The organism is Deinococcus depolymerans, assembly GCF_039522025.1.
Classification (GTDB): Bacteria; Deinococcota; Deinococci; order Deinococcales; family Deinococcaceae; genus Deinococcus; species Deinococcus depolymerans.
Map to the genome: position 1 here is coordinate 69,373 of NZ_BAAADB010000029.1, position 22,292 is coordinate 91,664.

At 70.2% G+C, this 22,292-nt stretch carries 17 protein-coding genes; 12 read left to right on the forward strand and 5 right to left on the reverse strand.

The genetic code is table 11. The annotated features are described in order from the left end of the window. The first annotated feature begins 81 nt into the window (after positions 1–81). Positions 82–483 carry a hypothetical protein gene (locus tag ABDZ66_RS12935; RefSeq protein WP_343759617.1) on the forward strand — a complete coding sequence of 134 codons (402 nt, stop codon included), beginning with the start codon at positions 82–84 and terminating at the stop codon, positions 481–483. 290 nt (positions 484–773) lie between these two features. Here the strand turns inward: ABDZ66_RS12935 and ABDZ66_RS12940 are convergent, their stop codons facing one another. The 3 genes from ABDZ66_RS12940 to ABDZ66_RS12950 all read right to left on the reverse strand — a co-directional run bounded on the left by ABDZ66_RS12940 (position 774) and on the right by ABDZ66_RS12950 (position 5,845). Then, the gene (locus tag ABDZ66_RS12940) at positions 774–2,228 is read right to left on the reverse strand and encodes an alpha-amylase family glycosyl hydrolase (protein ID WP_343759619.1); all 1,455 of its coding nucleotides are present in this window, start codon (positions 2,226–2,228) and stop codon (positions 774–776) included. Positions 2,229–2,513: 285 nt separating this feature from the next. After that, positions 2,514–5,006 (reverse strand): phosphoenolpyruvate carboxylase, encoded by a 2,493-nt coding sequence (locus tag ABDZ66_RS12945; protein WP_343759621.1) that lies wholly within the window; start codon positions 5,004–5,006, stop codon positions 2,514–2,516. Between the two features lie 50 nt (positions 5,007–5,056). Further along, positions 5,057–5,845: a TIGR00282 family metallophosphoesterase gene (locus ABDZ66_RS12950; protein WP_343759623.1), complete on the reverse strand. Its 789-nt coding sequence runs from the start codon at positions 5,843–5,845 to the stop codon at positions 5,057–5,059. A 91-nt stretch (positions 5,846–5,936) separates the two neighbouring features. Here ABDZ66_RS12950 and ABDZ66_RS12955 point away from each other — a divergent pair, with 91 nt between their 5' ends. From ABDZ66_RS12955 to ABDZ66_RS12980, 6 genes are all read left to right on the forward strand, one after another. After that, positions 5,937–6,428 carry a universal stress protein gene (locus ABDZ66_RS12955; protein WP_343759625.1) on the forward strand — a complete coding sequence of 164 codons (492 nt, stop codon included), beginning with the start codon at positions 5,937–5,939 and terminating at the stop codon, positions 6,426–6,428. Positions 6,429–6,492: 64 nt separating this feature from the next. Beyond that, complete coding sequence (locus ABDZ66_RS12960) at positions 6,493–9,096, forward strand: U32 family peptidase (protein WP_343759627.1); 2,604 nt, start codon at positions 6,493–6,495, stop codon at positions 9,094–9,096. A 312-nt stretch (positions 9,097–9,408) separates the two neighbouring features. Then, positions 9,409–9,930, forward strand: coding sequence for a DUF402 domain-containing protein (locus tag ABDZ66_RS12965; protein ID WP_343759629.1), 522 nt, complete (start codon positions 9,409–9,411; stop codon positions 9,928–9,930). A gap of 60 nt (positions 9,931–9,990) precedes the next feature. After that, positions 9,991–10,719 (forward strand): nucleotidyltransferase domain-containing protein, encoded by a 729-nt coding sequence (locus tag ABDZ66_RS12970; protein ID WP_343759631.1) that lies wholly within the window; start codon positions 9,991–9,993, stop codon positions 10,717–10,719. Between the two features lie 411 nt (positions 10,720–11,130). After that, on the forward strand, positions 11,131–11,916 hold the full coding sequence (locus ABDZ66_RS12975) for an ABC transporter ATP-binding protein (RefSeq protein WP_343759633.1): 786 nt from the start codon (positions 11,131–11,133) through the stop codon (positions 11,914–11,916). After that, positions 11,913–13,604 carry a putative ABC transporter permease subunit gene (locus tag ABDZ66_RS12980; protein WP_343759635.1) on the forward strand — a complete coding sequence of 564 codons (1,692 nt, stop codon included), beginning with the start codon at positions 11,913–11,915 and terminating at the stop codon, positions 13,602–13,604. The genes ABDZ66_RS12975 and ABDZ66_RS12980 overlap by 4 nt, the downstream gene beginning before the upstream one ends. A gap of 3 nt (positions 13,605–13,607) precedes the next feature. Here the strand turns inward: ABDZ66_RS12980 and ABDZ66_RS12985 are convergent, their stop codons facing one another. Together ABDZ66_RS12985 and ABDZ66_RS12990 are read right to left on the reverse strand one after the other, a co-directional pair. Continuing rightward, positions 13,608–13,904, reverse strand: coding sequence for a YciI-like protein (locus tag ABDZ66_RS12985; RefSeq protein ID WP_343759637.1), 297 nt, complete (start codon positions 13,902–13,904; stop codon positions 13,608–13,610). A gap of 78 nt (positions 13,905–13,982) precedes the next feature. After that, positions 13,983–15,200 carry a saccharopine dehydrogenase family protein gene (locus tag ABDZ66_RS12990; protein ID WP_343759639.1) on the reverse strand — a complete coding sequence of 406 codons (1,218 nt, stop codon included), beginning with the start codon at positions 15,198–15,200 and terminating at the stop codon, positions 13,983–13,985. A 55-nt stretch (positions 15,201–15,255) separates the two neighbouring features. Between ABDZ66_RS12990 and ABDZ66_RS12995 the strand changes: the two genes are divergently transcribed. The 5 genes from ABDZ66_RS12995 to ABDZ66_RS13015 all read left to right on the forward strand — a co-directional run bounded on the left by ABDZ66_RS12995 (position 15,256) and on the right by ABDZ66_RS13015 (position 22,202). Further along, positions 15,256–15,684, forward strand: a complete 429-nt coding sequence (locus tag ABDZ66_RS12995; RefSeq protein ID WP_343759642.1) for a hypothetical protein — start codon at positions 15,256–15,258, stop codon at positions 15,682–15,684. A gap of 285 nt (positions 15,685–15,969) precedes the next feature. Then, positions 15,970–17,589 carry a catalase gene (locus ABDZ66_RS13000; RefSeq protein ID WP_343759643.1) on the forward strand — a complete coding sequence of 540 codons (1,620 nt, stop codon included), beginning with the start codon at positions 15,970–15,972 and terminating at the stop codon, positions 17,587–17,589. A gap of 520 nt (positions 17,590–18,109) precedes the next feature. Further along, the gene (locus tag ABDZ66_RS13005; protein WP_343759645.1) at positions 18,110–18,991 is read left to right on the forward strand and encodes an FAD binding domain-containing protein; all 882 of its coding nucleotides are present in this window, start codon (positions 18,110–18,112) and stop codon (positions 18,989–18,991) included. Then, a complete protein-coding gene (locus tag ABDZ66_RS13010) occupies positions 18,988–19,827 on the forward strand; it encodes a (2Fe-2S)-binding protein (RefSeq protein WP_343759647.1) in 840 nt (279 codons plus the stop codon). The genes ABDZ66_RS13005 and ABDZ66_RS13010 overlap by 4 nt, the downstream gene beginning before the upstream one ends. Then, positions 19,824–22,202: an aerobic carbon-monoxide dehydrogenase large subunit gene (locus ABDZ66_RS13015; protein ID WP_343759650.1), complete on the forward strand. Its 2,379-nt coding sequence runs from the start codon at positions 19,824–19,826 to the stop codon at positions 22,200–22,202. Before ABDZ66_RS13010 ends, ABDZ66_RS13015 begins: the two co-directional genes overlap by 4 nt. Positions 22,203–22,292 lie beyond the last annotated feature (90 nt).

Sequence of the window (22,292 nt, forward strand, 5' to 3'; positions counted from 1 at the left end):
GATGAGGGAGGGGCTGCCCCCGCCGGGCTGCGCCATTCGGGCAGTGGTGCCGGGGGGGCGGGGCGTGCCATGCTGCGTGGCATGAACGACATGCCGACCAGCGTGGTGAACCCGTCGCCCCAGCAGGCGCTCCAGGCGTTCCTGACGCACTGGCAGGGTCAGGAGTACCGCGCCATGGCGCTCGCCATGCCCGCGCGGGTGTTTCCCAGCGGGCGGCGCAGCGTGCGGCAGGTGCGCCGCGTGTACCCCGGCAGCCTGCGCGAGTTCAGCATCCTCGCGGCGCGCGACACGGACCCGGCCGCCACGAACATCGACGTGCAGCTGCTCTGGCGCGAGCGGGGCGGCCTGGAGATGGGCCGCGTGCGCTACCGCATGGTGTACGTGAACGAGCACGACCAGCCCATCGCCCGTCACCACGAGGGCGGCGTGTGGAAGCCGTTCGCGACCTACACCCTGCCCGTGCCCCGCCCCCTGCGGGCGTAACAGGAACGGGAGAGAGGGCGGGGGCCTGCGCGGCCTCCGCCCTCTCTCTCACCCCCTCCCGACCTCCCCCCTCATACGGATTCCGTTTGTTTCGTTAACAGATCGGAACACCACCGATCTGTCAACTCCACGTCCGGAACCCGTTTCTCTCCTGCTCTGCGGGGCAGCTCTACGAGTCGCTCCGCTTGGATTGAACGGGCTTTGCAGCCCATTCAATCGGAGTCCGTATCAGGGGGGAGGGGAAATCGCCCTGGTCGCTGTTATTGCCCCTGCGTCCCGCGCCCTGTTTCCTACTCGACCCGGAAGGCGGCGGCGTCCCGCGCGGGAAGGCTCAGGTGCAGGTAGCCGCCGCTGACGCTGACGCGGGCGTCCTGCCCGGCGAACAGGGAAGGGGTGGCGGCCAGCGTCTGCCACTTCACGCCCAGCGAGGCGAGTTTCAGGGAGTACGTGCGGCGTTCGCGGCCCCCGTGCCACGCGGCCAGGACGGTCTGGCCGTTCAGCTGGCGGGTGAACAGCAGCAGGTCGCCGCTGAGGCGGTCGGGGGTGGGCAGCAGCGTCTGCGCCCCGGCACTCAGGGCGGGGCTGGCCCGGCGGGCGGCGATGGCGGCGCGGGTCGCGTCGAACACGGCGCGTTCCTCGGGCGTCCAGCTGTCCTCGAATCGCATGTCGCGGCGGTTGTCGGGGTCGGCGCCGCCGCGCATGGCGATCTCGGTGCCCTGCCAGACGACGGGCACACCGCGCAGCGTCATCAGGGCGCGCAGGCCATACGTGGTGCGGGCGCGGCCCTCGTCCTCGAACAGGCTGCCCTGCGCGAAGCGCGGCACGTCGTGGTTATCGAGGAACAGCGCGACCTCGCCGGGGCGCGGCAGTTCGTTCTGGCGTTCCAGCACGGCCCGCACCGCGCCGAGGCTCTGGCCGCCCATCACGCTGCGTTTCATGGCGTCCTGCAGGCTGAACAGGAACAGGCTGTCGAAGCCCGCCTTCTGCCAGTCGGCGACAGTGCCGGTGTCCGCGTCGAACCATTCGCCGAGCGTCCAGGTGCCCGCCTGCCGGTCGCTGCTCAGCAGGTCCCGCAGGAAGGGCCGCTCGACGTGCTTGATGGCGTCGTACCGGAAGGCGTTCACGCCCTGCCCGCGCCAGAAGTCCGCGTTGCCCAGCAGCAGCTCGCGCACCTGCGGGTTGCTCTGGCGCAGGTCCGGCAGGCCCGCCAGCGGGCAGTCCACGTCCTTGCTGGTGGCCGCGTCGCACTGCGGCTGGGCGTTGAACCACGCGGGGCGGAGCTTCACGGCCGCCGCCCCGTACCCGTAGTGGTTGATGACCTGATCGAGGACCACGCGCATCCCGGCGCCCTGCGCGCCGTCCACGAACGCCCGGAAGTCCGCCAGCGTCCCGAAGTGCGGGTCCACCGCCCGGAAGTCGGCGGGCCAGTACCCGTGGTACGGCGCGGTCCCGAACGAGTTCGCCGCCTGCTGCGCGTACACGGGCGTGAGCCACACGGCGGTCGCGCCGAGCCGCTGGATGTACGGCAGTTTCTGCGTGAGGCCCGCGAGGTCCCCGCCGTGCCACGCGCGCGGATCGGCGCGGTTGACCCCGGCGTTGTTCGCGGCGTTCCCGTCGAAGAAGCGGTCCGGCATGACCTGATAGATCACCTGCCCCTCGAACGAGGACAGGGGAAGGGCCGTCTGCGCGCCCGACCCGCCCGCCAGGGAGGTCAGCAGCGCGCCCAGCAGGGCGAGGTGTCGCATGCGGACATGGTAACGCTTCCAGCGGTGGGGGAGATGGGTGATGAAGGTGGGTGGAAGGTGCGCCCCGCGCCAGCATGCCTCATACGGACTGCCCTCTGTTTCGTTCACCGGCACACCACCGGATTGCCAGCTCCACGCCCGGAACCCGCCTCGCTCCTCGTCTGCGGGGCAGCGCTGCGGGTCGCTTCGCTCGGATCGGTGGTGGTCACCCCACGCCCACGCACGGGAAAGGGGAGAGGTTGCCCCCTCCCCACTTCCCACTTCCCACTTCCTACTCCCCAGCCGTCAGCCGGTGTTCCGAACTCCGGCCGCGATGCCCTGAATGCTCAGCAGGAGCGGGCGTTCGAACTCGTCGAGGCCGCCCTCGGTGGCGCGGCTGCGGCGCAGCAGTTCCACCTGGATGCGGTGAATGGGGTCGATGTACGGGTTGCGCAGGCTGATGCTCTCTTTCAGGCGCGGTTCGTTCGCCAGCAGTTCCGCGCCGACGATGGCCTGCACCAGCGCCACGGTCTCCCGGTACGCCTGTTTCAGCAGGGTCGCCAGGCGGTGGTCACCGTGACCGTTCAGGCGCAGGTACTCGTCGAAGATCAGCGGGTCGCTCTTGGCGAGGCTCATCTGCGCGTTGTCCAGCACCGTCCGGAAGAACGGCCACGCAGCGTACATCTCGCGGGCGCGGTCCAGGCCGATCTCGTCCAGGCCGTCTTTCAGGCCGAACCAGCCGGGGAGGTTCGCGCGGTTCTGCGTCCAGCTCATCACCCACGGAATGGCGCGCAGGTTCCCCAGGGTGGGCGCGCCGGGCCGCCGGACCGGACGCGAGGCGATGTTCAGCCGCGCGATCTCGTGGATGGGCGTGACCTGCTCGAAGAACGGCAGGAAGTCCTCGCTGTCCACCAGCTCCCGGTACGCGGCGGCGCTGCGGCGCGCGGCGCGGGCCATAGCGTCCGTCCATTCGTCGGGGAGCGGCGCGGCCGGACGCGCGGCGGACAGCAGCAGGCCATACAGCGCCTGCTCCAGGTTCCGGCGGGCCAGGACCGGGTGGCTGTACTTGTCGGCCAGCGCCTCGCCCTGCTCGGTGATGCGCAGGCCCGCGTCGATCGTCCCGGCCGGCTGGCCCAGGATGGCGCGGCTGGCCGGACCGCCCCCCCGGCCGATGCTGGTGCCCCGCCCGTGGAAGAAGCGCCAGCGCACACCCGCGCGGCGGCACACGTCGCTGATGTTCCGCTGCGCCTCGTGCAGCGCCCAGTTCGCCGCGAGGAACCCGGCGTCCTTGTTGCTGTCGCTGTAGCCCAGCATGATCTCCTGCACGCTGTCCCCCAGCACCGCGCGGTACTCGGGCAGCGACAGCAGTTCCCACACGACCTGCGGCGCGCGGGTCAGGTCGTCCAGCGTCTCGAACAGCGGCACCGGCAGGATCGGCAGGCCCACCTCGCGCGCCAGCAGCAGCGGCTCGAGCACGTCACTGACACTCTCGGCCATGCTGATCACGTACCGCCCGAACGCACGCGGCCCGGCCAGCGCCACGGCCCGCTGCACCTCCCGGACCGGGCCGATCGCCGTTTCCAGCGTGTCGGTCAGGGCCTGCCCGGCCGGCCACAGCGGGCGGCGCGACCGCAGCTCGCGGGTCAGGAGTTCCAGGCGGGCGTGCTCCGGCAGGCCCAGGTAATCGGCCTCCACGTCCGCCGCGCTCAGCAGTTCCGCGACGGCCGCGCCGGTCTGCCCGCTGTGCTCCCGCACGTCCAGGCTCACGAGATGCTGCCCGAACACCCGCGCGACCGTCAGCAGCGGCGAGAGCAATTGATCGGCCGTGCGGCGCTGTCCGTCCGCGACCAGCCGGGCCTCCAGCGCCTCCAGGCGCGGCACGAGGTCCACGTTCTGCCCGTCGCGCACGGCGCTGTGCAGCGCCTGCAGTTCCGCGCGGTACGGTTCCTGCCCCTCGTCCTCCTGGCTGAGGTCCGCGAAGGCCTCGCGGATGCTGCCCAGCAGCACCTCCCGCGCCCGCTCGCGGTGCAGTTCCAGCGCCTCGCGGGTCGCGTCCGGCGTCACGAACGGGTTCCCGTCGCGGTCCCCGCCCATCCAGGACGAGAAACTCAGCGGCAGCGTGGCGTCCGTGTCCCGCCCGAACGCCTCCCGGAACGCGCCGCGCAGGTCCCGCTGCAACGCCGGCAGCGCCTGCGCGATGTTCGTGATGTAGTTCAGGCCGCCCTTGACCTCGTCCAGCACGGTCGGTTTCAGCCGGCGCAGTTCCGGCGTGTTCCACATGGCCTCCACGTGCGCCGTGATCCGCTGCGCGTCCGGCCCGTCGATCCCGCCGGCACTCAGGCCCGGAATGGCCTGCGCCACCTGCACCAGGTGGTTGCGGATGGTCCGCCGCCGCATCTCGGTCGGGTGCGCCGTGAAGGTCAGTCCCAGGTCCAGCCGCGCCAGCAGGGCCTCGACCTCCCCGGCACTCAGGCCCTGTTCCTTGAGGTCCAGGACCGCCTGCTCCAGGCTCTGCGGACGCACGCCACTCGCGCCCTGCAGGACCCGCACCCGCTCGTACTCCTCGGCGAGGTTCACCAGCTGGAAGTACCACGTGAACGCCCGCGCCAGGTTCCCGGCGTCCTCACCGGACAGGCCCGCCAGCATCCCGCGCAGCTCGGCGTCGTCCCCGCCCGCCCGGACCTCCCGCACCAGCGCCCGCGTCCGCTCGACCAGGTCAAAGAACGCCTCGCCTTCCTGCTCCTTCAGAACCTGACCGAGCGTGCGGCCCAGCAGGTTCACGTCACTTCGAATGCTCATGGGTTACCTCGGGAGTGTGGGTGGACGTGAACCCACCCCGGCGGGGCCGGTCACGCCTCTTCCACGTAACGGTACCGCTCGATGCCCACCGCGCGCCCCGCCTCTATCTGGACAAAGACGCCGTTCAGTTCCGCCGGGCCGTCCGCCGCGCCGTACCGGTGCGGGCGTTCGGTCACGAACCGCTCGATCGGGCCGTGCGGATCGCTCCCGATGATCGACTCGTGCGGCCCGGTGAAACCCGCGTCCGCCTGGAACGCCGTGCCGCCCGGCAGGATCCGCGTGTCCGCCGTGGGCACGTGCGTGTGCGTGCCGATCACGGCCGCCACCCGCCCGTCCAGGTAGCGTGCCAGGCCCTGCTTCTCACTGGTGGCCTCCGCGTGGAAATCCACGAACACGCTGCCCAGGTCGTCGCGTTCCAGCAGGGTGTCCATCGCCCGGAACGGGTTGTCCACCGCCTCCATGAACACCCGCCCGAGCAGGTTCACGACCGTCAGCCGCTCGGTGCCGTGCGCGGTCTTCACGTCGAAGGACCGCCAGCCGACGCCCGGCGTGCCCGGATCGCTGTAGTTCAGGGGCCGCACGATCGGGTACGTGCCCTCGTCCTGCATCAGCACGTAGATGTCCTTGTGGTGCCACGCGTGGTTCCCCAGCGTCAGGCAGTGCGCCCCGGCCCGCAGCGCCCCGTCCGCCGCCTCGCGGTGCATCCCGAACCCACCCGCCGCGTTCTCCATGTTCACCACGATGAAATCCGCCTGCGACCGCAGCGACGGCAGGTGCGATCCCAGCACCCGCCGCCCCGGTGAAGCGAACACGTCCCCCACAAACAGCAACCTGATCATGACGCGCAGGCTACCGCGCTTTGCCGGCGGCGGGCGCCCGTAACGCCCCGGTAATGCGGGGGGCGCACCCTGCAGGCAGGAGGCACCAACCATGACGCGACTACTCGTCACGACGGACGGCAGCGAACTCGGGCACCTCGCACTGGAACACGCACAGGCGCTGGCGGGCGCGCTGCACGCCACGCTGACGGTCCTGACCGTGCAGGCGGACCCGGTGGCGCTGGTGGGTGAATTCGCGTACGTTCCCCCGGTCAGCGCCGAGGAGTTCGCGGCCGAGACCGCCAGCCTCCGCGCGGCCCTGCAGGCGCGGATGCCGGGCGCGCGGGTGCGGGTGGAACCCGCCAACGGCCGGAGCCTGCCGCGCGCCATCCTGGACGCCGCGCTCGACGAGCACGCCGCGCTGATCGTCATGAGCACCCACGGGCGGGGCGGACTGGGCCGCGCCCTGCTGGGCAGCGTGGCCGAGGCGGTCGCGCACCACGCGCCGGTGCCCGTGATGCTGGTCCGCCAGGGGCAGCCGCCCGCCACCTGGGGCGTCGCCGGTCCGGACGCCACCCTGCCCGTGAACGCACCGCACGCCTGAAGCGGCCCGCCGGTGGGTCTCAGCTCACCGTTGCGTGGCGCGGCGTCCGCTAGACTGGCGCGTTATGCCGCGTGTTCCCGTGAAACCCGAAGTGATGAGCCCCGTGGGCGGTGAGGCGCAGCTGCGCGCCGCCGTGGAGGCCGGCGCGGACGCCGTGTTCTTCGGCGTGAACCCCGCCCGTGATCAGGCGGGCCGCGCCGGCCGGGCCGACGGGGCGGGCTTTCACGCACGCGCCAAGGTGGGCTTCGAACTGGAGGCCCTGCCGGAGATCATGGGCGGCCTGCACGCGCGGGGCGTGCAGGGCTTCGTGACGTTCAACGTGCTGGTGTTCGACCGGGAGTTGCGGCAGGCCGAGCGGCAACTGATCGCGCTGGCCGAGGCGGGCGTGGACGCGCTGATCGTGCAGGATCACGGCGTGGCGCGCCTGGCGCACGAGATCTGCCCGGACCTGCCCATTCACGGCAGCACGCAGATGAGCATCACGTCCGCCGAGGGGGCCGAGCTCGCGCGGCGCTTCGGGGCGAGCCGGGTGGTGCTGGGCCGCGAACTGAGCCTGCGGGACATCGAACGCATCGCGAACCAGACGGACATCGAACTGGAAACCTTCGTGCACGGGGCGCTGTGCGTCAGTTACTCCGGGCAGTGTTTCTCCAGTGAAGCCTGGGGTGGGCGCAGCGCGAACCGGGGGCAGTGCGCGCAGGCCTGCCGCCTGCCGTACGACCTGTTCGTGGACGGCCTGCAACGCGACCTGGGCGACGCCCGTTACCTGCTGTCGCCCGGCGACCTGTACGCGCTGCATCAGGTGCCCGAGCTGGTGCGGATCGGCGTGGACTGCCTGAAGATCGAGGGCCGCTATAAGGACGCCGAGTTCGTCGCCCTGACCACCGCCGCGTACCGCAAGGCCGTGGACGAGGCCTGGGCGGGCCTGCCGCTGAGCGTCACCCGGCAGGAGGAGCAGGACCTGGAACAGGTGTACTCGCGCGGGCTGGCGCCGCACTTCATGGCGGGCACGAACCACCAGACGGTCGTGCGTGGCCGCGCGCCGAGGCACCGGGGCGTGCGGGTGGGCACCGTGCGCGGCGTCACCGAACGCGGCGTGCTGGTCGAACTGAGCGAACCCCTGAAACCCGGCGACGGACTGGTGTTCGACCCGGCCAACTGGCGCGCCCCGGAGGGCCGCGAGGAGGGCGGGTTCCTGTACGGCCTGTGGCAGGACGGCCGGCAGCTGGACGACGCGGCGCTGGCCCACGTCCGTGCGGGCGGCGTGTACGAACTGCGTTTCGGGCGCGGCGCCGTCGATGGCCGCCGCGTGCGCGAGGGCGACCCGGTCTGGCGCACCCAGGACCCCACCCTGGCCGCGCGTGTAAAACCGCTGGTCGAGGCGGCCGACCCGGTGTACACCCGCCCGGTCACGGCGCACTTCACGGGGCACGTGGGCTTCCCGCCCACCCTGACCCTGACCGACGGGCACGGCCGCAGCGTCACCGCCACCCTGCCGGACGCGCTGGGCGAGGCCCGCAACCGCGCGCTGGACGCGGCGGGCCTGCGTGAGCAGCTGGGCAAGCTGGGCGGCACGCCGTTCCACCTGCAGGACCTGACCACCGACCTGCGCGGCGCGGGCTTCCTGCCGGTCAGCGCCCTGAACGCCCTGCGCCGCGACGCGACCGCGCAACTGACCGCCCTGCGCGCCCAGACGCCCGAGCGCCGCGCGGCGCCCCGCCTGGACAGCACCCTGGCCACCCTGCCCCGCGCGGACCGCGCGCCCGCCGACCACACCCCGCGGCTGCACGTGCTGGTCCGCACGCCCGAACAGCTGGACGCCGCGCTGGAAAGCCGCCCGGACTCGGTCACGCTGGATTACCTGGAACTGTACGGCCTGAAACCCAGCGTGGAACGCGTGCGGGCCGCCGGACTGCCCGTGCGGGTCGCCAGCCCCCGCATCCTGAAACCCACCGAGCAGAACCTCCAGAAGTTCCTGCAGTCCCTGAACGCCGGCATCCTGGTCCGCAGCGGCGGCCTGCTCGAGGGCCTGCAGGCGCAGCGTGGACAGGAATCGGGTGGGGCCGAACTGACCGGTGATTTCAGCCTGAACGCCGCGAACGTCCTGACCACCCGCGCGCTGCTGGACCTGGGCCTGAGCCGCCTGACCCCCACCCACGACCTGAACGCGCAGCAGATCACGGAACTCGCCGGCCTGGTCGGCGGGCCGAACCTGGAAGTCATCGCGTACGGGCACCTGCCGGTCTTCCACACCGAGCACTGCGTGTTCTGCCGCTTCCTGAGCAGCGGCACCGACTACACCAACTGCGGGCACCCCTGCGAGACGCACCGGGTCGCCCTGCGCGACGAGCGCGGCCACACGCACCCGGTCATGGCGGACGTGGGGTGCCGCAACACGGTGTTCGAGGGCCGCCCGCAGGTCGCCGCGCCGCACCTGGGTGAGTGGCTGCGCGCCGGGATCCGCGACCTGCGCCTGGAATTCGTGCACGAAACGCCGCAGCAGGTCACGGGCGTCATCGGGGCGCACCGCGCGTTCCTGGCGGGCGAACTGTCGGCCGCCGCGCTGCACGAAGCCCTGGACGCCCTGTCTGCCGGGTCCGGCGTGACCGAGGGCAGCCTGTTCGTCCCGCACGACTTCGGCACGCTGGACGCCCTGCCGGTGCTGTGAAACGGACCTCATGCGGACTCCGATTGAATGGCTTATAAAGCCGTTCAATCCGGGCGGACGCGACTCGCCGCGCTGCGCCGCACAGGAGCAGCGGCACGGACTCCGGTCGACTGGTGGGCAGACGCCGTTCAGCCGGAGTCCGTCTGACGTGAGTCTGACTGCCCACAACGCTTCAGAAACGGTGAACGCCGGCCAGGAATGGCGCGGACAGCGGCGCAGGGCGAGCGCAGTGCCCCCGCAGGACCCGACAGCGGGGCTGGGCTTCTCACCTCGGGTCTCATCTGCGTTCCGGACAGTTCTGTACGCTGGGTCATGACCCGACAGGCGCATCCGGTGAAGGTGGAAAGACACGACGTGGCCGCACGTTGCCATTACACCAATACCGGCGCACGCCCCGTGCACACCTACCGCGAGACGCCCTTCGGTCTGTTCGTCGCCCGCGAATTTCACGCGCACCCGCGCATCCGGCACTGGCAGGCGCACCTGATCCCGACCCTGAACCTCGTGGTGTGCCGCTACGACTTTCACGGGCGGCGCGAACACGACTACTACCTGGACGTGGCCGACATCAGCCGCCACGGCGACGTGTGGCAGGTGCGGGACCTGTACCTGGACCTGATCGTGCACGACGGCCTGATGGCCGAGATTGCCGACACCGACGAACTGCTCGCCGCGCGCGAGGCCGGATACCTGACCGAAACCGAGATGCACCGCGCGGTCGCCATCGCGCACGCGGCGCTGTCCGGCCTGGGCCGCGCCCGCTACGTGCTGCCCGACTGGCTGGCCCGCCGGAACATGCACCTGCACTGGTGCGACGCGGCCGTGTCCGCCTGAACGGCGGACCGCGCGGATCTGCGGCCCGGCCGGCGTGGCGGCCCGGGTATCTTCCGGAAGATGCCCACCAACCCACCCCCCCTGTCAGAAGCCCAGGCCCGGCTGGCCGCCACGGTTCCGGCCGCGCTGGAGCGTGTTCGCCGCGTGCCGGGCGTCCTGGGTGTGCTGTGGTGCGGAAGTGCCGCGCGCGGCGAGGGAACCGCGCACAGCGACCTGGATTTCCACGTGCTGGTGGACGGCGACCGGCGCTGGCGTGCCAACTACGTCGTGGACGGCGTGCCGGTCGAGGTGTTTCACAACCCGGTCCGCAAGGTCCGGGCGATGTTCGCCGCCGCGCAGGGGGACACCATCACCATGTTCGCCGAGGGCCGCGTGGTGATGCCGCACCCGGAACTGGACGCCCTGGTGGCCGAGGCCCGCGCCCTGCATGCCGCCGGTCCCGCTCCGCGCCCCCTGACGCAGCAGGCGCGGTTCCGGCTGATCGAGGAGGTCATGGATGCCCGCGCCCTGGCCGACGCGGGCGACCCGCTGCACGTGCTGGTGGCCTGCCGCGCGGCAGAACTGGCCCTGGAAGGTCTGTTCGGCGTGCGCGGCTGGTGGGAGGTCAAGCCCCAGCGCTGGCTGCCCACGTTGCAGGTGCGGGACCCGGACGCCGCCCACGACTTCCACGCCGTCCTGACCACCCCGGACGCCGGGGCGCGGCAGGCGGCGCTGGAGGCCCTGACCGTCCGCGTGACCGGCGACCTGACGTACCAGGAAGGCGGCAGCGAACCGGTCAGCGTGCCCTGATCCGCAGACCCTGAACGCCCTTCAGGGTCGCCTCAGCCGGGGCGGGCGGCGGGCGCGCGTCACCGCCCCCGTGCGGGACGCCACGCAGGTCGGACCGGGTCGCCACTGGCGCGGGGACCGGTGCCCGCGCGACCCGGACGCGGCCGGCAGCTGATACGGACTCCGGTTGAATGTGATACGGACTCCGGTTGAATGGCTTACAAAGCCGTTCAATCCGAGCGGATGCGACTCGGAGAGCTGCTCCGCAGAGCAGGAGCAAAACGGGTTCCGGACGTGGAGTCGACAATCCGGTGAAGTTCCGGATTGTTGGCGAAACAAACGGCAGTTCGTATGAGGGACCCCTCCCGCTGGCCCGCGTGTCCGGACGGAACGTGACCGTTCCGTCAGACGCGCGGGCGTACGCTGCCTCTCATGATCGAGGTCAGTGGGTATACCAAGCGCTACGGGCGGCACGAGGCCGTCAGCAACCTGTCGTTCACGGTGCAGCCCGGCGCGGTGTTCGGCCTGCTGGGCAGCAACGGGGCGGGGAAGACCACCACCATCCGTGCGCTCGTCGGTCTGACCCGCCCGAGTAGCGGCACGGTGCGCGTGGCGGGCTTCGACGTGTGGCGCGACCCGGTGAAGGCCAAGGCGGCGTTCGGGTACATCCCGGACCGCCCGTACCTGTACGGCAAACTGACCGCCCGCGAGCTGCTGCGCTTCGTGGGGCAGCTGTACCAGGTGCCGGACGCGGACAGCGAGATCGACCGCTGGCTGGAATTCTTCCGCCTGACCGACTTCGGCAACGAGCTGATCGAGACGTACTCGCATGGCATGCGGCAGAAGGTGGCGATCGTCGCCGCGCTGCTGCCCGACCCCCCGGTCCTGATCGTGGACGAGCCGATGGTGGGGCTCGACCCGCACGCGGCGCGGCAGGTGCGGGACCTGTTCCGCTCGCACGCCGACCGGGGCCGCACCGTGCTGCTGACCACCCACTCGCTGCCCGTCGCGGAGGCCGTCTGCGACCGCCTGGTTGTCCTGGACCGGGGCAGGGTGCTCGGCGAGGGCAGCATGGACGATCTGCGCGCCCGCACCGGCACCGAGGCGGGGGGCGTGCACGGCGACAGCCTGGAACGCATCTTCTTCCGCCTGCTGGAGGACGAACTGGAGGAGGGGCGACGCGCCCGCGAGGCCGAACAGGCCGGGGTGGGCGCTTGACCGTCAGGCCCGCCCCCCGCCCCGCCCGCACCGCGCCGCCCAGCCTGAGCGCCCTGAAACTCCGCGCGCTGGCCCACACCATCCGCCGGGCGCCGAAGTGGGGCTACGCGCTGGTCGGCACCCTGGCCCTGCTGCTGGTGGTGGGCGAGGTGGTCGGCACCTGGAAGGCCCTGACGTTCCTGGGGCGCTTCGGGGACATCGGCCTGAACGTCTTCTCGCGCGTGCTGGAGATCGGCCTGATCACGCTGAGCAGCGGCGTGACGTTCAGCGCCACCACCGCCGCCATCAGCACGCTGTACCTCAGCGACGACCTGAACTTCCTGCTGACCCAGCCCATCAGGACCACCCGCGTGTTCGCGCTGAAGGTCACCGAGACGTTCCTGAACGCCGCGCTGGTCCCGGTGTTCCTGACCGTGCCGCTGCTGCTGACCGTCGCCGCTTACTTCCACGCGCCCGTCTGGGCGTACCCGGTCATGATCCTGGCCGCGCTGCTGGTCTTCGCCGCGCCGGTGGGCCTGGGCGCGCTGCTGGCCGTGCTGCTCATGCGGGTCGCCCCGGTCGGCCGCGTGCGCGAGGTCAGCACCGGCCTGGGCGTGGTCATCAGCGCCGCCCTGGTGTACGCCATCCGCGCCCTGCGGCCCGAGGTGCTCGTGCAGAAACTCCAGGACCCCACCAGGGTCGAGGCGCTGCTGCGCGACTTCGCCGGGCCCAGCAGCCCCCTCCTCCCGCCCTCGTGGGCCGCGCAGGGCATCTGGCAGGCCGCGCACGGGCAGCTCGCCGCGCCGCTGCTGCCCCTGCTGCTGCTGACCGTCACGCTGCTCCTCGGCGCGACCCTGCTGGCCGCGAAGGCCTACCAGGACGGCTGGGCCCGCGCCCTGGACTCCAGCACCCCCAGACTCGACCCGCGCCCCCGCCGCGCCGGGCCCAGCGAACGCCTGCTGACCCGCCTCGGCCCCGGCGGCGCGCTGGCCGCCAAGGACCTGCGCGTCACGCTGCGCGACCCCACCCAGTGGAGCCAGCTGCTCGTGGTCGTCGCCCTGGCGGGCGTGTACCTCGTGAGCGTCAGGGCCGTGCCCATCCCGGTGCCGCAGTTCCGGGGCATCCTCGGGTACATCCAGCTGGCCTTCCAGGGGTTCATCATCGCCGGGATCGCCGTGCGCCTCGCCTTTCCCGCCGTGTCCACCGAAGCGCGGGCGTACTGGCTGCTGCGCACCGCGCCCATCGACCCGCGCCAGATCGTCCTCAGCAAGTTCCTGGGCGTGCTGCCCGTCACCCTGACTGTGGGCCTCGTCATGGGCGTCGCCAGCGCCCTGAGCATGAACCTCGGCCCCACCCTGCTGCTCCTCAGCGTGCTTGTCAGCGTCAGCAACGCCCTCGTCATCACCGCGCTCGGCGTCGGCCTGGGCGCGGCCGCCCCCAAGTTCGACGCCGACAACCCCGCCGAGATCGGCGTCAGCCCCGGCGGCCTCGCCTTCATGGGCCTCAGCCTCGCGTACTCGGTGCTGTGCCTCCTGCTGCTCGCCCGGCCCGCCGCCGGCAGCGTCCTGCGGCCCGACCTGTACCCCGGCTACAGCGCCCTGGGCACCCCGGAAGGCATCCTGGGACTGATCGGCCTGCTGCTCGCCACCGTCCTCGGCACGTCCCTCAGCCTCCGCAGCGGCTGGCAACGCCTCGACCGGCTGGAATAGCCGTCAGGGCCGGTGGGCCGCGCCCGCCCCGACCACCGTGTGCCAGCGCCGCACCTCCCAGGTGCCCACCAGTCCGCCCCGCACGTACGGGTCCGTCCGGGCAAACTGCTCGGCAGCGTCCGGCGCGTCGCCCTGGAACAGCAGCGCGGCGCCGTCCACCGGGTCGGCCAGTGCGCCCCCCAGCAGCAGCTCGCCCCGTTCGGCCGCCGCCTGCGCGTGCGCGAGGTGCGCGGCCCGCAACGGCTCGCGCCGCGTGACGTAATCGGGAACGAGGTCGCGGTACAGCAGCAGGAAGTGCATGCGGGCAGTGTACCGGAGCTGGAAAAGAACCTGCGCCGCCCCATTCGACGGGACGGCGCAGGTTCCTGACGGTGCGGTTCAGTCCTTGACGAGTTCGATGTCGGCGAGTTCGCTGATGGGCAGGCCCCACTTGTTCATCGCGTCGAAGAAGGGATCGGGGTCGAGCTGCTCGACGTTCCACACGCCGGGCTGCATCCAGTCCCCATTCAACATCAGCATCGCGCCGATCATGGCGGGCACGCCGGTGGTGTAGCTGACGCCCTGCGCCTGCACCTCGCGGTAGCAGTCGGCGTGGTCCTTCACGTTGTACACGAAGTGCACCTTGGGCTGGCCGTCCTTGCCGATACCCTTGGCCTGCACGCCGATGCAGGTCTGACCGCTGTACCCGGCCGCCAGGGACTCGGGGGCGGGCAGCACGGCCTTCAGGAACTCGATCGGGGCGACCTTCATGCCGCGGAAGTTGATGGGTTCGATCGAGGTCATGCCGATGCCCTCGAGGACGTTCAGGTGCTTGATGTACGCCTCACCGAAGGTCATCCAGAAGCGGGCGCGCTTGATGGTCGGGAAGTGCTTGACGAGGGACTCGAGTTCCTCGTGGTACAGCACGAAGCTCTTGCGGGTCGCGACCTTGGGGTAGTAGATGTCCTGGCTGATTTCCAGCGGCTGGGTTTCGACCCACTGGCCGTTTTCCCAGTAGCGGCCGTTGGCGGTGATCTCGCGGATGTTGATTTCCGGGTTGAAGTTCGTGGCGAACGCCTTGCCGTGGTTGCCGTTGTTGCAGTCCACGATGTCCAGGTAGTGGATCTCCTGGAAGTGATGCTTGGCGTGGTGCGCGGTGAAGGCCTGGGTGGCGCCGGGGTCGAAGCCGCAGCCGAGCAGCGCCATCAGGCCCTTCTCCCTGAAGCGGTCCTGGTACGCCCACTGCCAGGAGTACTCGAACTTGGCGACGTCCTTGGGTTCGTAGTTGGCGGTGTCGAGGTAGTGCACGCCGGTTTCCAGGCAGGCGTCCATGATGGTCAGGTCCTGGTACGGCAGGGCGACGTTGATGACCATCTTGGGTCCGAAGTCCTGAATCAGCTTGACGAGTTCGGGGACGTTGTCCGCGTCGACGGTGGCGGTGGTGAACACGGCCCGGCTGTCGGGCATGTGCTCCTTGATCTCGGCGACGATCTTGTCGGCCTTGGCGACGGTGCGCGTGGCGATCAGGACTTCCGTGAAGACGCTGTCGTTCTGGGCGCATTTCTTGGCGACGACGTTGGCGACGCCGCCCGCTCCGATGATGATGACCTTGCTCATGGGGGGCATCTTACCGTGCCGGGTGCGGCCCGCTGGTCAGGGTAGGGTGTGGGGCGTGAGCAAGCGTCCCGGCCAGAGCAGTCAGAAAGCCCGATCCAGTCAGAAGGTCCAGTCCGGTCAGAAGGTCCCTTCCGGGCCGGGTGGTGTGCGGGAGGTGACGCCGGAGCTGCGGGCACGCACGGCCCGCACGTTCGGGCTGGTGATTCTGGGCTTCGTGGCGGGGATCGCGCTGATGGTGGCGGTCCTGTCGGCGCAGGGGCGTGCGCTGCGGGAGTACGCGGTGCGGGTGCAGGCGGCGGTGCTGGCGACCGGACCGTCCGTGAACGTGTCGTACGGGCAGAAGTGCGTGGACGCCCTGCCGGGAGCGTTGCCGTCGGGGGTGCTGGACTGCGACGTGCAGGTGGCGGGCGGCCGGGTGTCGGTGCTGATGCAGCTGGAGCGAGAGCGGCAGTTCCGGCTGCCGGCACGCGGCGCGGCGGAGTAGAGCAGTTCTCCGCTCTGGCAGCCCGCTGTTCCAGTCCGTCCGGCCCGTCCACATTCCCTCGCTCTCCTGCGGATCTTTACAGGTCCGTCCGTGACGACTGCCCCCTTATGGCCACTGCTCCGGGTGGCGGGAGCGTTACCGGGGAGGTAGCGGCGGCCGGATGAGGCGCCCCTTGACCTGGGGCTTACTCTTCCCTCACGCTATTGAGAAGCCTTCCTATTAAGGTAGGGGGGTTCCGTTCCCGTCACCCCGTCCCCGCCCGGCAGTCCCGTCCAGGAGAACCACATGCCAGACAAGAAAGACACCGCCTACGCGCCCACCGAATCCACCGACATGCAGACCACCGCGCCCCAGGCCCCCCAGGGACGCCTCACCAACCACTCCGGGAACCTCGCGCCCAGCAACACCAACAGCCTCACCGCCGGCGAGCGCGGCCCCGTGCTGCTGCAGGACTGGCACCTGCTCGAACGCATGGCGCACTTCAACCGCGAGCGCGTCCCCGAACGCGTCGTGCACGCCAAGGGCAGCGGCGCCTTCGGCACCTTCCGCGTCACGCGCGCCATCCCGGAACTGACGGTCGCCAGCATCTTCCAGAAGGAAGGCAACGAGTGCCGCATGCTCGCCCGCTTCAGCACCGTCGCCGGCGAGAAGGGCTTCGCCGACACCGTCCGCGACCCGCGCGGCTTCGCCCTGAAGTTCTACACCGAGGACGGCAACTGGGACCTGGTCGGCAACAACACCCCGATCTTCTTCGTGCGCGACCCCATCAAGTTCCAGGACTTCATCCACAGCCAGAAACGCCACCCGGTCACGGGCCGCCGCAGCGCCGCCATGCAGTTCGACTTCTGGGGCCTGCGCCCCGAGAGCCTGCACCAGGTCATGTACCTGTTCGGGGACCGTGGCCTGCCGCGCTCCTACCGCTTCATGAACGGCTATTCCAGCCACACCTACAGCCTCTGGAACGGGCAGGGCGAACGCTTCTACGTCAAGTGGCACTTCCACAGCCAGCAGGGCGTGCAGAACCTGACCGAGGAGGTCGCCGCGAAGATCGCCGCCGCGAACCCCGACTACCACTTCCAGGACCTGTTCGACGCCATCGAACGCGGCGAGCACCCCAAATGGACCGTCAGCATCCAGGTCATGCCCGAGAAGGACGCCGAGACGTACCACATCAACCCCTTCGACCTCACCAAGGTCTGGCCGCACGCCGACTACCCCCTGATGCAGGTCGGGGAATTCGAACTGAACGAGAACCCCCAGAACTACTTCGCCGAGATCGAGCAGGCCGCCTTCGAGCCCAGCAACCTGCCGCGCGGCTTCGGCGCCAGCCCCGACAAGATGCTCCAGGCCAGATTGATGAGCTACGCCGACGCGCACCGCTACCGCATCGGCATCAACTACGCCGCGCTCCCGGTGAACAGGGCCGCCTGCCCGGTCATGACCTACCACCGCGACGGCCAGACGCGCTTCGACGGCAACTTCGGCGGCACGCCCGTGTACGAACCCAACTCGTACGGCGGCCCCGCCGTGGCCGAGGGCACCCCGCAGGAACCCCCCATGCCACTGGGCAACCTCGCCGACCGCTACGGCTGGCCCGAGGACGACGCCGACCTGTACGGCCAGCCGCGCGAGCTTTACCGCGTGATGCAGCCCGACGAACGCAAACGGCTCGCCATGAACTTCGCCGGTGCGCTGGCCGACGTGCCCGCCTTCATCGCCGACCGCTTCATCGGGCACCTCGAGAAAGTCTCGGACGAACTGGCCGGAAACGTCCGCGCCGGCATCGCGCAGAAGAAGGCCGAGGGTCACCCGGAACTCACCGACCTGCTCACCGAGACGCACACCCACGCGGCCGGCGGCGACCAGAAACCCCGTCAGACCCTGGCAGTCGGCGCCGACGACTGATACGGACTCCGATTGAATGGGCTGCAAAGCCCATTCAATCCGAGCGAAGCGAGTGAGAGCTGGGCGGGTTCCGGACGTGGAGTCGACAATCCGGTGAAGTTCCGGATTGTAGGCGAAACAAACGGAATCCGTATCAGACAACATGCACGCGTGATTCACGTGGCCCGTCCATCCCCTGCGCGGGGGTGGGCGGGTTTTTCTTTCTCCTGGCGCCCCCGCGTTCCTGATCCTGTGGTCATTCTCGCTTTGCGCTGCTTAAGAAAGGCTTCATACTGTGGTGGACCAGGTTCAATTCATCCCACCCCCTCTCACCTGTGGTACGGACTCCGACTGAACGGTTCACCGACACCGTTCAATCCGGGCGGAGGCGAGGAGGAGAGGGACGGACTGACGGGCGTGGCGTTGACACCCCGGTGCGTTGGCGGGGTGTGAACGAAACAGACGGCATCCGTATAAGGCGCTCAGGACCACTCATCAGGGAAGTTTCACGTGCCGGGCCACGTCCGGCGAGGGGGAGAACGTGTTTCCAGCTGCATTCGATTACATCCGCGCCCACTCAGCAGAGGAGGCCCTGGCCGCGCTCGCGCAGCATGGCGCCGAGGCCCGCATCCTGGCCGGCGGGCAGAGCCTGATTCCTGCCATGCGCCTGCGACTGGCCCGCCCGGCCGTGCTGGTCGACCTGGGCGGCGTGAAGGACCTGGGTTACCTGCACGAGGAAGGCGGCGAACTGCGCGTCGGCGCCATGACCCGCGACGTGACCCTGGAACGCGACGCGAACGTCCGCGCCCGCTACAGCCTCCTGACCGACACGGGCGCCGTCGTGGCCGACCCGGTCGTGCGCTGCCTGGGCACGGTTGTCGGCAGCCTGTGCCACAGCGACCCCAGCGGCGACTGGGGCGCGGCGGCCCTGGCCGCGCGCGCCGTGATGGTCGCCCGCAGCGCCAGCGGCGAACGCCTGATCCCCATCGACGAGTTCCTGGTGGACTCCTTCCAGACCTCGCTGGAAGAGGGCGAACTGGCCGTCGAGGTGCGCTTCCCCACCCCGGACGGCCGCACGCACGGCTCGTACCAGAAGATCGAACGCAAGGTCGGGGATTACGCCACCGCCGCCGCCGCCGTGCAGATCACGCTGGGCGAGGACGGCCGTGTCACGCACGCCGGGGTCGCCCTGACCGCCGCCGGTCCCCGCCCGGTCCGGGTGGAGGCCGCCGAGAAACTGCTGCTGGGCCAGCTGCTGACCGAGGACGTCATCCGCGCCGCCAGCGAGGAAGCCCGCGCCGCCAGCGACCCGTTCGCGGACACGCGCGGCAGCGTGGAGTACAAGAAAGACATGGCCCGCGTGCTCGTCGCGCGCGGCCTTCGCGCCAGCGCCGCCCGCCTGGGCACGGGAGTGAACGCATGACCGCCACCGAAACCACCGACACCGCCCTGCGCACCGTCACCCTGAACGTGAACGGGCAGACCATCCGCCAGGAAGTCGAATCCCGCACCCTGCTCGCCTACGCCCTGCGTGACGCCGGACTGAAAGGCACGCACGTCGGCTGCGACACCTCCTCGTGCGGCTGCTGCGTCGTGCTGATCGACGGTGACACGCCCGCCAAGTCCTGCACCATGTTCGCCGTGCAGGCCGAGGGCCACCAGATCACCACCGTCGAGGGCCTCGGCAGCCCCGGCGACCTGCACCCCCTGCAACAGGCCTTCTGGGACCAGCACGGGTTGCAGTGCGGGTACTGCACGCCCGGCATGCTCATGACCGCCAAGGCCATGCTGGAACACAACCCGGACCCCACCGACCAGGAAGTCCGCGAGTTCCTGAGCGGCAACCTGTGCCGCTGCACCGGCTACAACAACATCGTCAAGGCCGTGCAGCAGGCCGCGCGCGTCATGCGCGACGAGGCGCAGGCGCAGGCCCTGGCCGGCATGGTCCCCGGCACCGGACCCAGCACTGGACCCAGCACTGGACCTAGCACTGGACCTAGCACTGGACCTAGCACTGGACCTAGCACTGGACCTAGCACTGGACCTAGCACTGGACCTAGCACTGGACCTAGCACTGGACCTAGCACTGGACCTAGCACTGGACCTAGCACTGGACCTAGCACTGGACCTAGCACTGGACCTAGCACTGGACCTAGCACTGGACCTAGCACTGGACCTAGCACTGGACCTAGCACCGGACCTAGCACCGGACCCAGCACTGGACCCAGCACCGGCACCGCCGGAGGAGGAGCGCAGTGAGCATCGAAACCGACGCCGCGAACAACGCCGGCCCGCAGACCCTGACCATGGGCAAGGGCATGAAACGAAAGGAAGACCCCCGCTTCCTGACCGGGAACGGCAACTACGTGGACGACATGCGCCTGCCCGGCATGCTGTACATGGCCATCGTGCACAGCCCCTACCCGCACGCGAACATCAAGGGCATCGACAAGACGGCCGCGCTGGCCGTGCCCGGCGTGAAGGCCGTCATCACCGGCGAGGACCTCGTGGCCGCGTCGCTGGCGTGGCTGCCCACCTTCCACGGCTTCGACAAGCAGATGGTCCTGGCCGTCGGGAAGGTCCTGTTCCAGCATCAGGAAGTCGCGGCCGTGTTCGCCGAGACCCGCGAGGCCGCCCGCGACGCCGCCGAACTGGTCGACGTGGACTACGAACCCCTCGACCCGGTCATCAGCCCCTTCGACGCCATGAAGGACGAGGTCATCCTGCGCGACGACCGCGAGGACAAGACCAACCACATCTACCACTGGGACAGCGGCGACCGGGACGGCACCCAGGCCGCGCTGGACGACTCCGAGGTCGTGGTCACCGAGCGCATCTACGCGCCCCGCTGCCACCCCGCCCCGCTGGAACCCTGCGGCTGCGTCGCGCAGTTCGACGCCATGGGCCGCCTGCACTTCTGGGTGACCAGTCAGGCGCCGCACGTGTACCGCACCGCCATCTCGCTCGTGACCGGCATTCCCGAGGACAAGATCCGCGTGATCTCCCCGGACATCGGCGGCGGCTTCGGCAACAAGGTGCCGGTGTACCCCGGCTACGTGTGCGCCATCGTCGGCGCCCTGATCCTCAAGACGCCCGTCAAGTGGATCGAGACCCGTACCGAGAACCTCACCACCACCGGCTTCGCCCGCGACTACCACATGGACGTCACCATCGGCGCGAAGAAGGACGGCACCGTCACCGCCCTGAAAGTCAAGACCGTCGCCGACCACGGCGCGTTCGACGCGGCCGCCGACCCCAGCAAGTACCCGGCCGGGATGTTCGGCGTCGTGACCGGCAGTTACCAGTTCCCGGTCGCGTTCGCGGAACTCGACGCGTACTTCACGAACAAGGCGCCGGGGGGTGTGGCGTACCGCTGCTCGTTCCGCGTGACCGAGGCCAGTTACGCCATCGAGCGCGGCATGGACATCCTGGCGCAGAAACTCACCATGGACCCCGCCGAACTGCGCCGCAAGAACTTCGTGCGCAAGGACCAGTTCCCGTACGACAGCGCCCTGGGCTTCACGTACGACAGCGGCGACTACGAAGGCACCATGGACAAGGCCCTGAACCAGATCGGGTACGCCGACCTCAGGCGCGAGCAGGCCGAGAAACGCGCCCGTGGCGAGTACATGGGCATCGGTATCAGCACCTTCACCGAGGTCGTCGGCGCCGGACCCAGCAAGCACTTCGACATCCTGGGCATCAAGATGTTCGACTCCGCCGAGATCCGCATTCACCCCACCGGGACCGGCATCATCCGCACCGGCACGAAAAGCCAGGGCCAGGGTCACGAGACCACCTGGGCGCAGATCGTCGCCGAGGAACTCGGCCTGGACCCCCAGAACCTGCTCGTCGAGGAAGGCGACACCGACACCGCCCCCTACGGCCTGGGCACCTACGCCAGCCGCAGCACCCCGGTCGCCGGAGCCGCGCTGGCCCTCGCCGCCCGCCGCGTGCGCGAGAAGGCCCGCAAGGTCGCCGCGCACCTGCTGGAGGCCGCCGCCGAGGACATCGAATGGGTCGAGCATCGATTCCAGGTGATGGGCGCCCCCAGCCGCAGCGTCACCATGAAAGAAGTCGCCTTCGCGGCGTACACCAACCCCGGCGAGGGCAACGAACCCGGCCTGGAAGCCAGCCTGTACTACGACCCGCCCAACATGACCTTCCCGCACGGCGCGTACATCGCCGTCGTGGACGTCGACGCCGAGACCGGCGAGGTCAAGGTCCGCCGCTTCCTCGCCATCGACGACTGCGGCACCGTCATCAACCCCATGATCGTCGAGGGACAGGTGCACGGCGGCCTCACCGAAGGCTTCGCCATCGCCTTCATGCAGGAAATCCCCTACGACGAACAGGGCAACAACATGGCCCCGAACTTCATGGAGTACCTGATCCCCACCAGCGTCGAGGCGCCCGTCTGGGAGACCGGCAGCACCGTCACGCCCAGCCCCCACCACCCCATCGGCGCCAAGGGCGTCGGCGAGAGCCCCAACGTCGGCAGCCCCGCCGCGTTCGTGAACGCCGTCATGGACGCCCTCGCACCCCTGGGCGTCACGCACATCGACATGCCCCTGACCCGCGAGAAAGTCTGGAAGGCCATCCGCAACGCAGAAGCGGCCGCCGCGAGCGACTGACCCCTCCGGCCCTGCGGGCCACCTCCCCTTAGAGGGGAGGCTGAACCTGAAGTGGCTCCCCTTTAAGGGGAGCTGTCACCGCAGGTGACT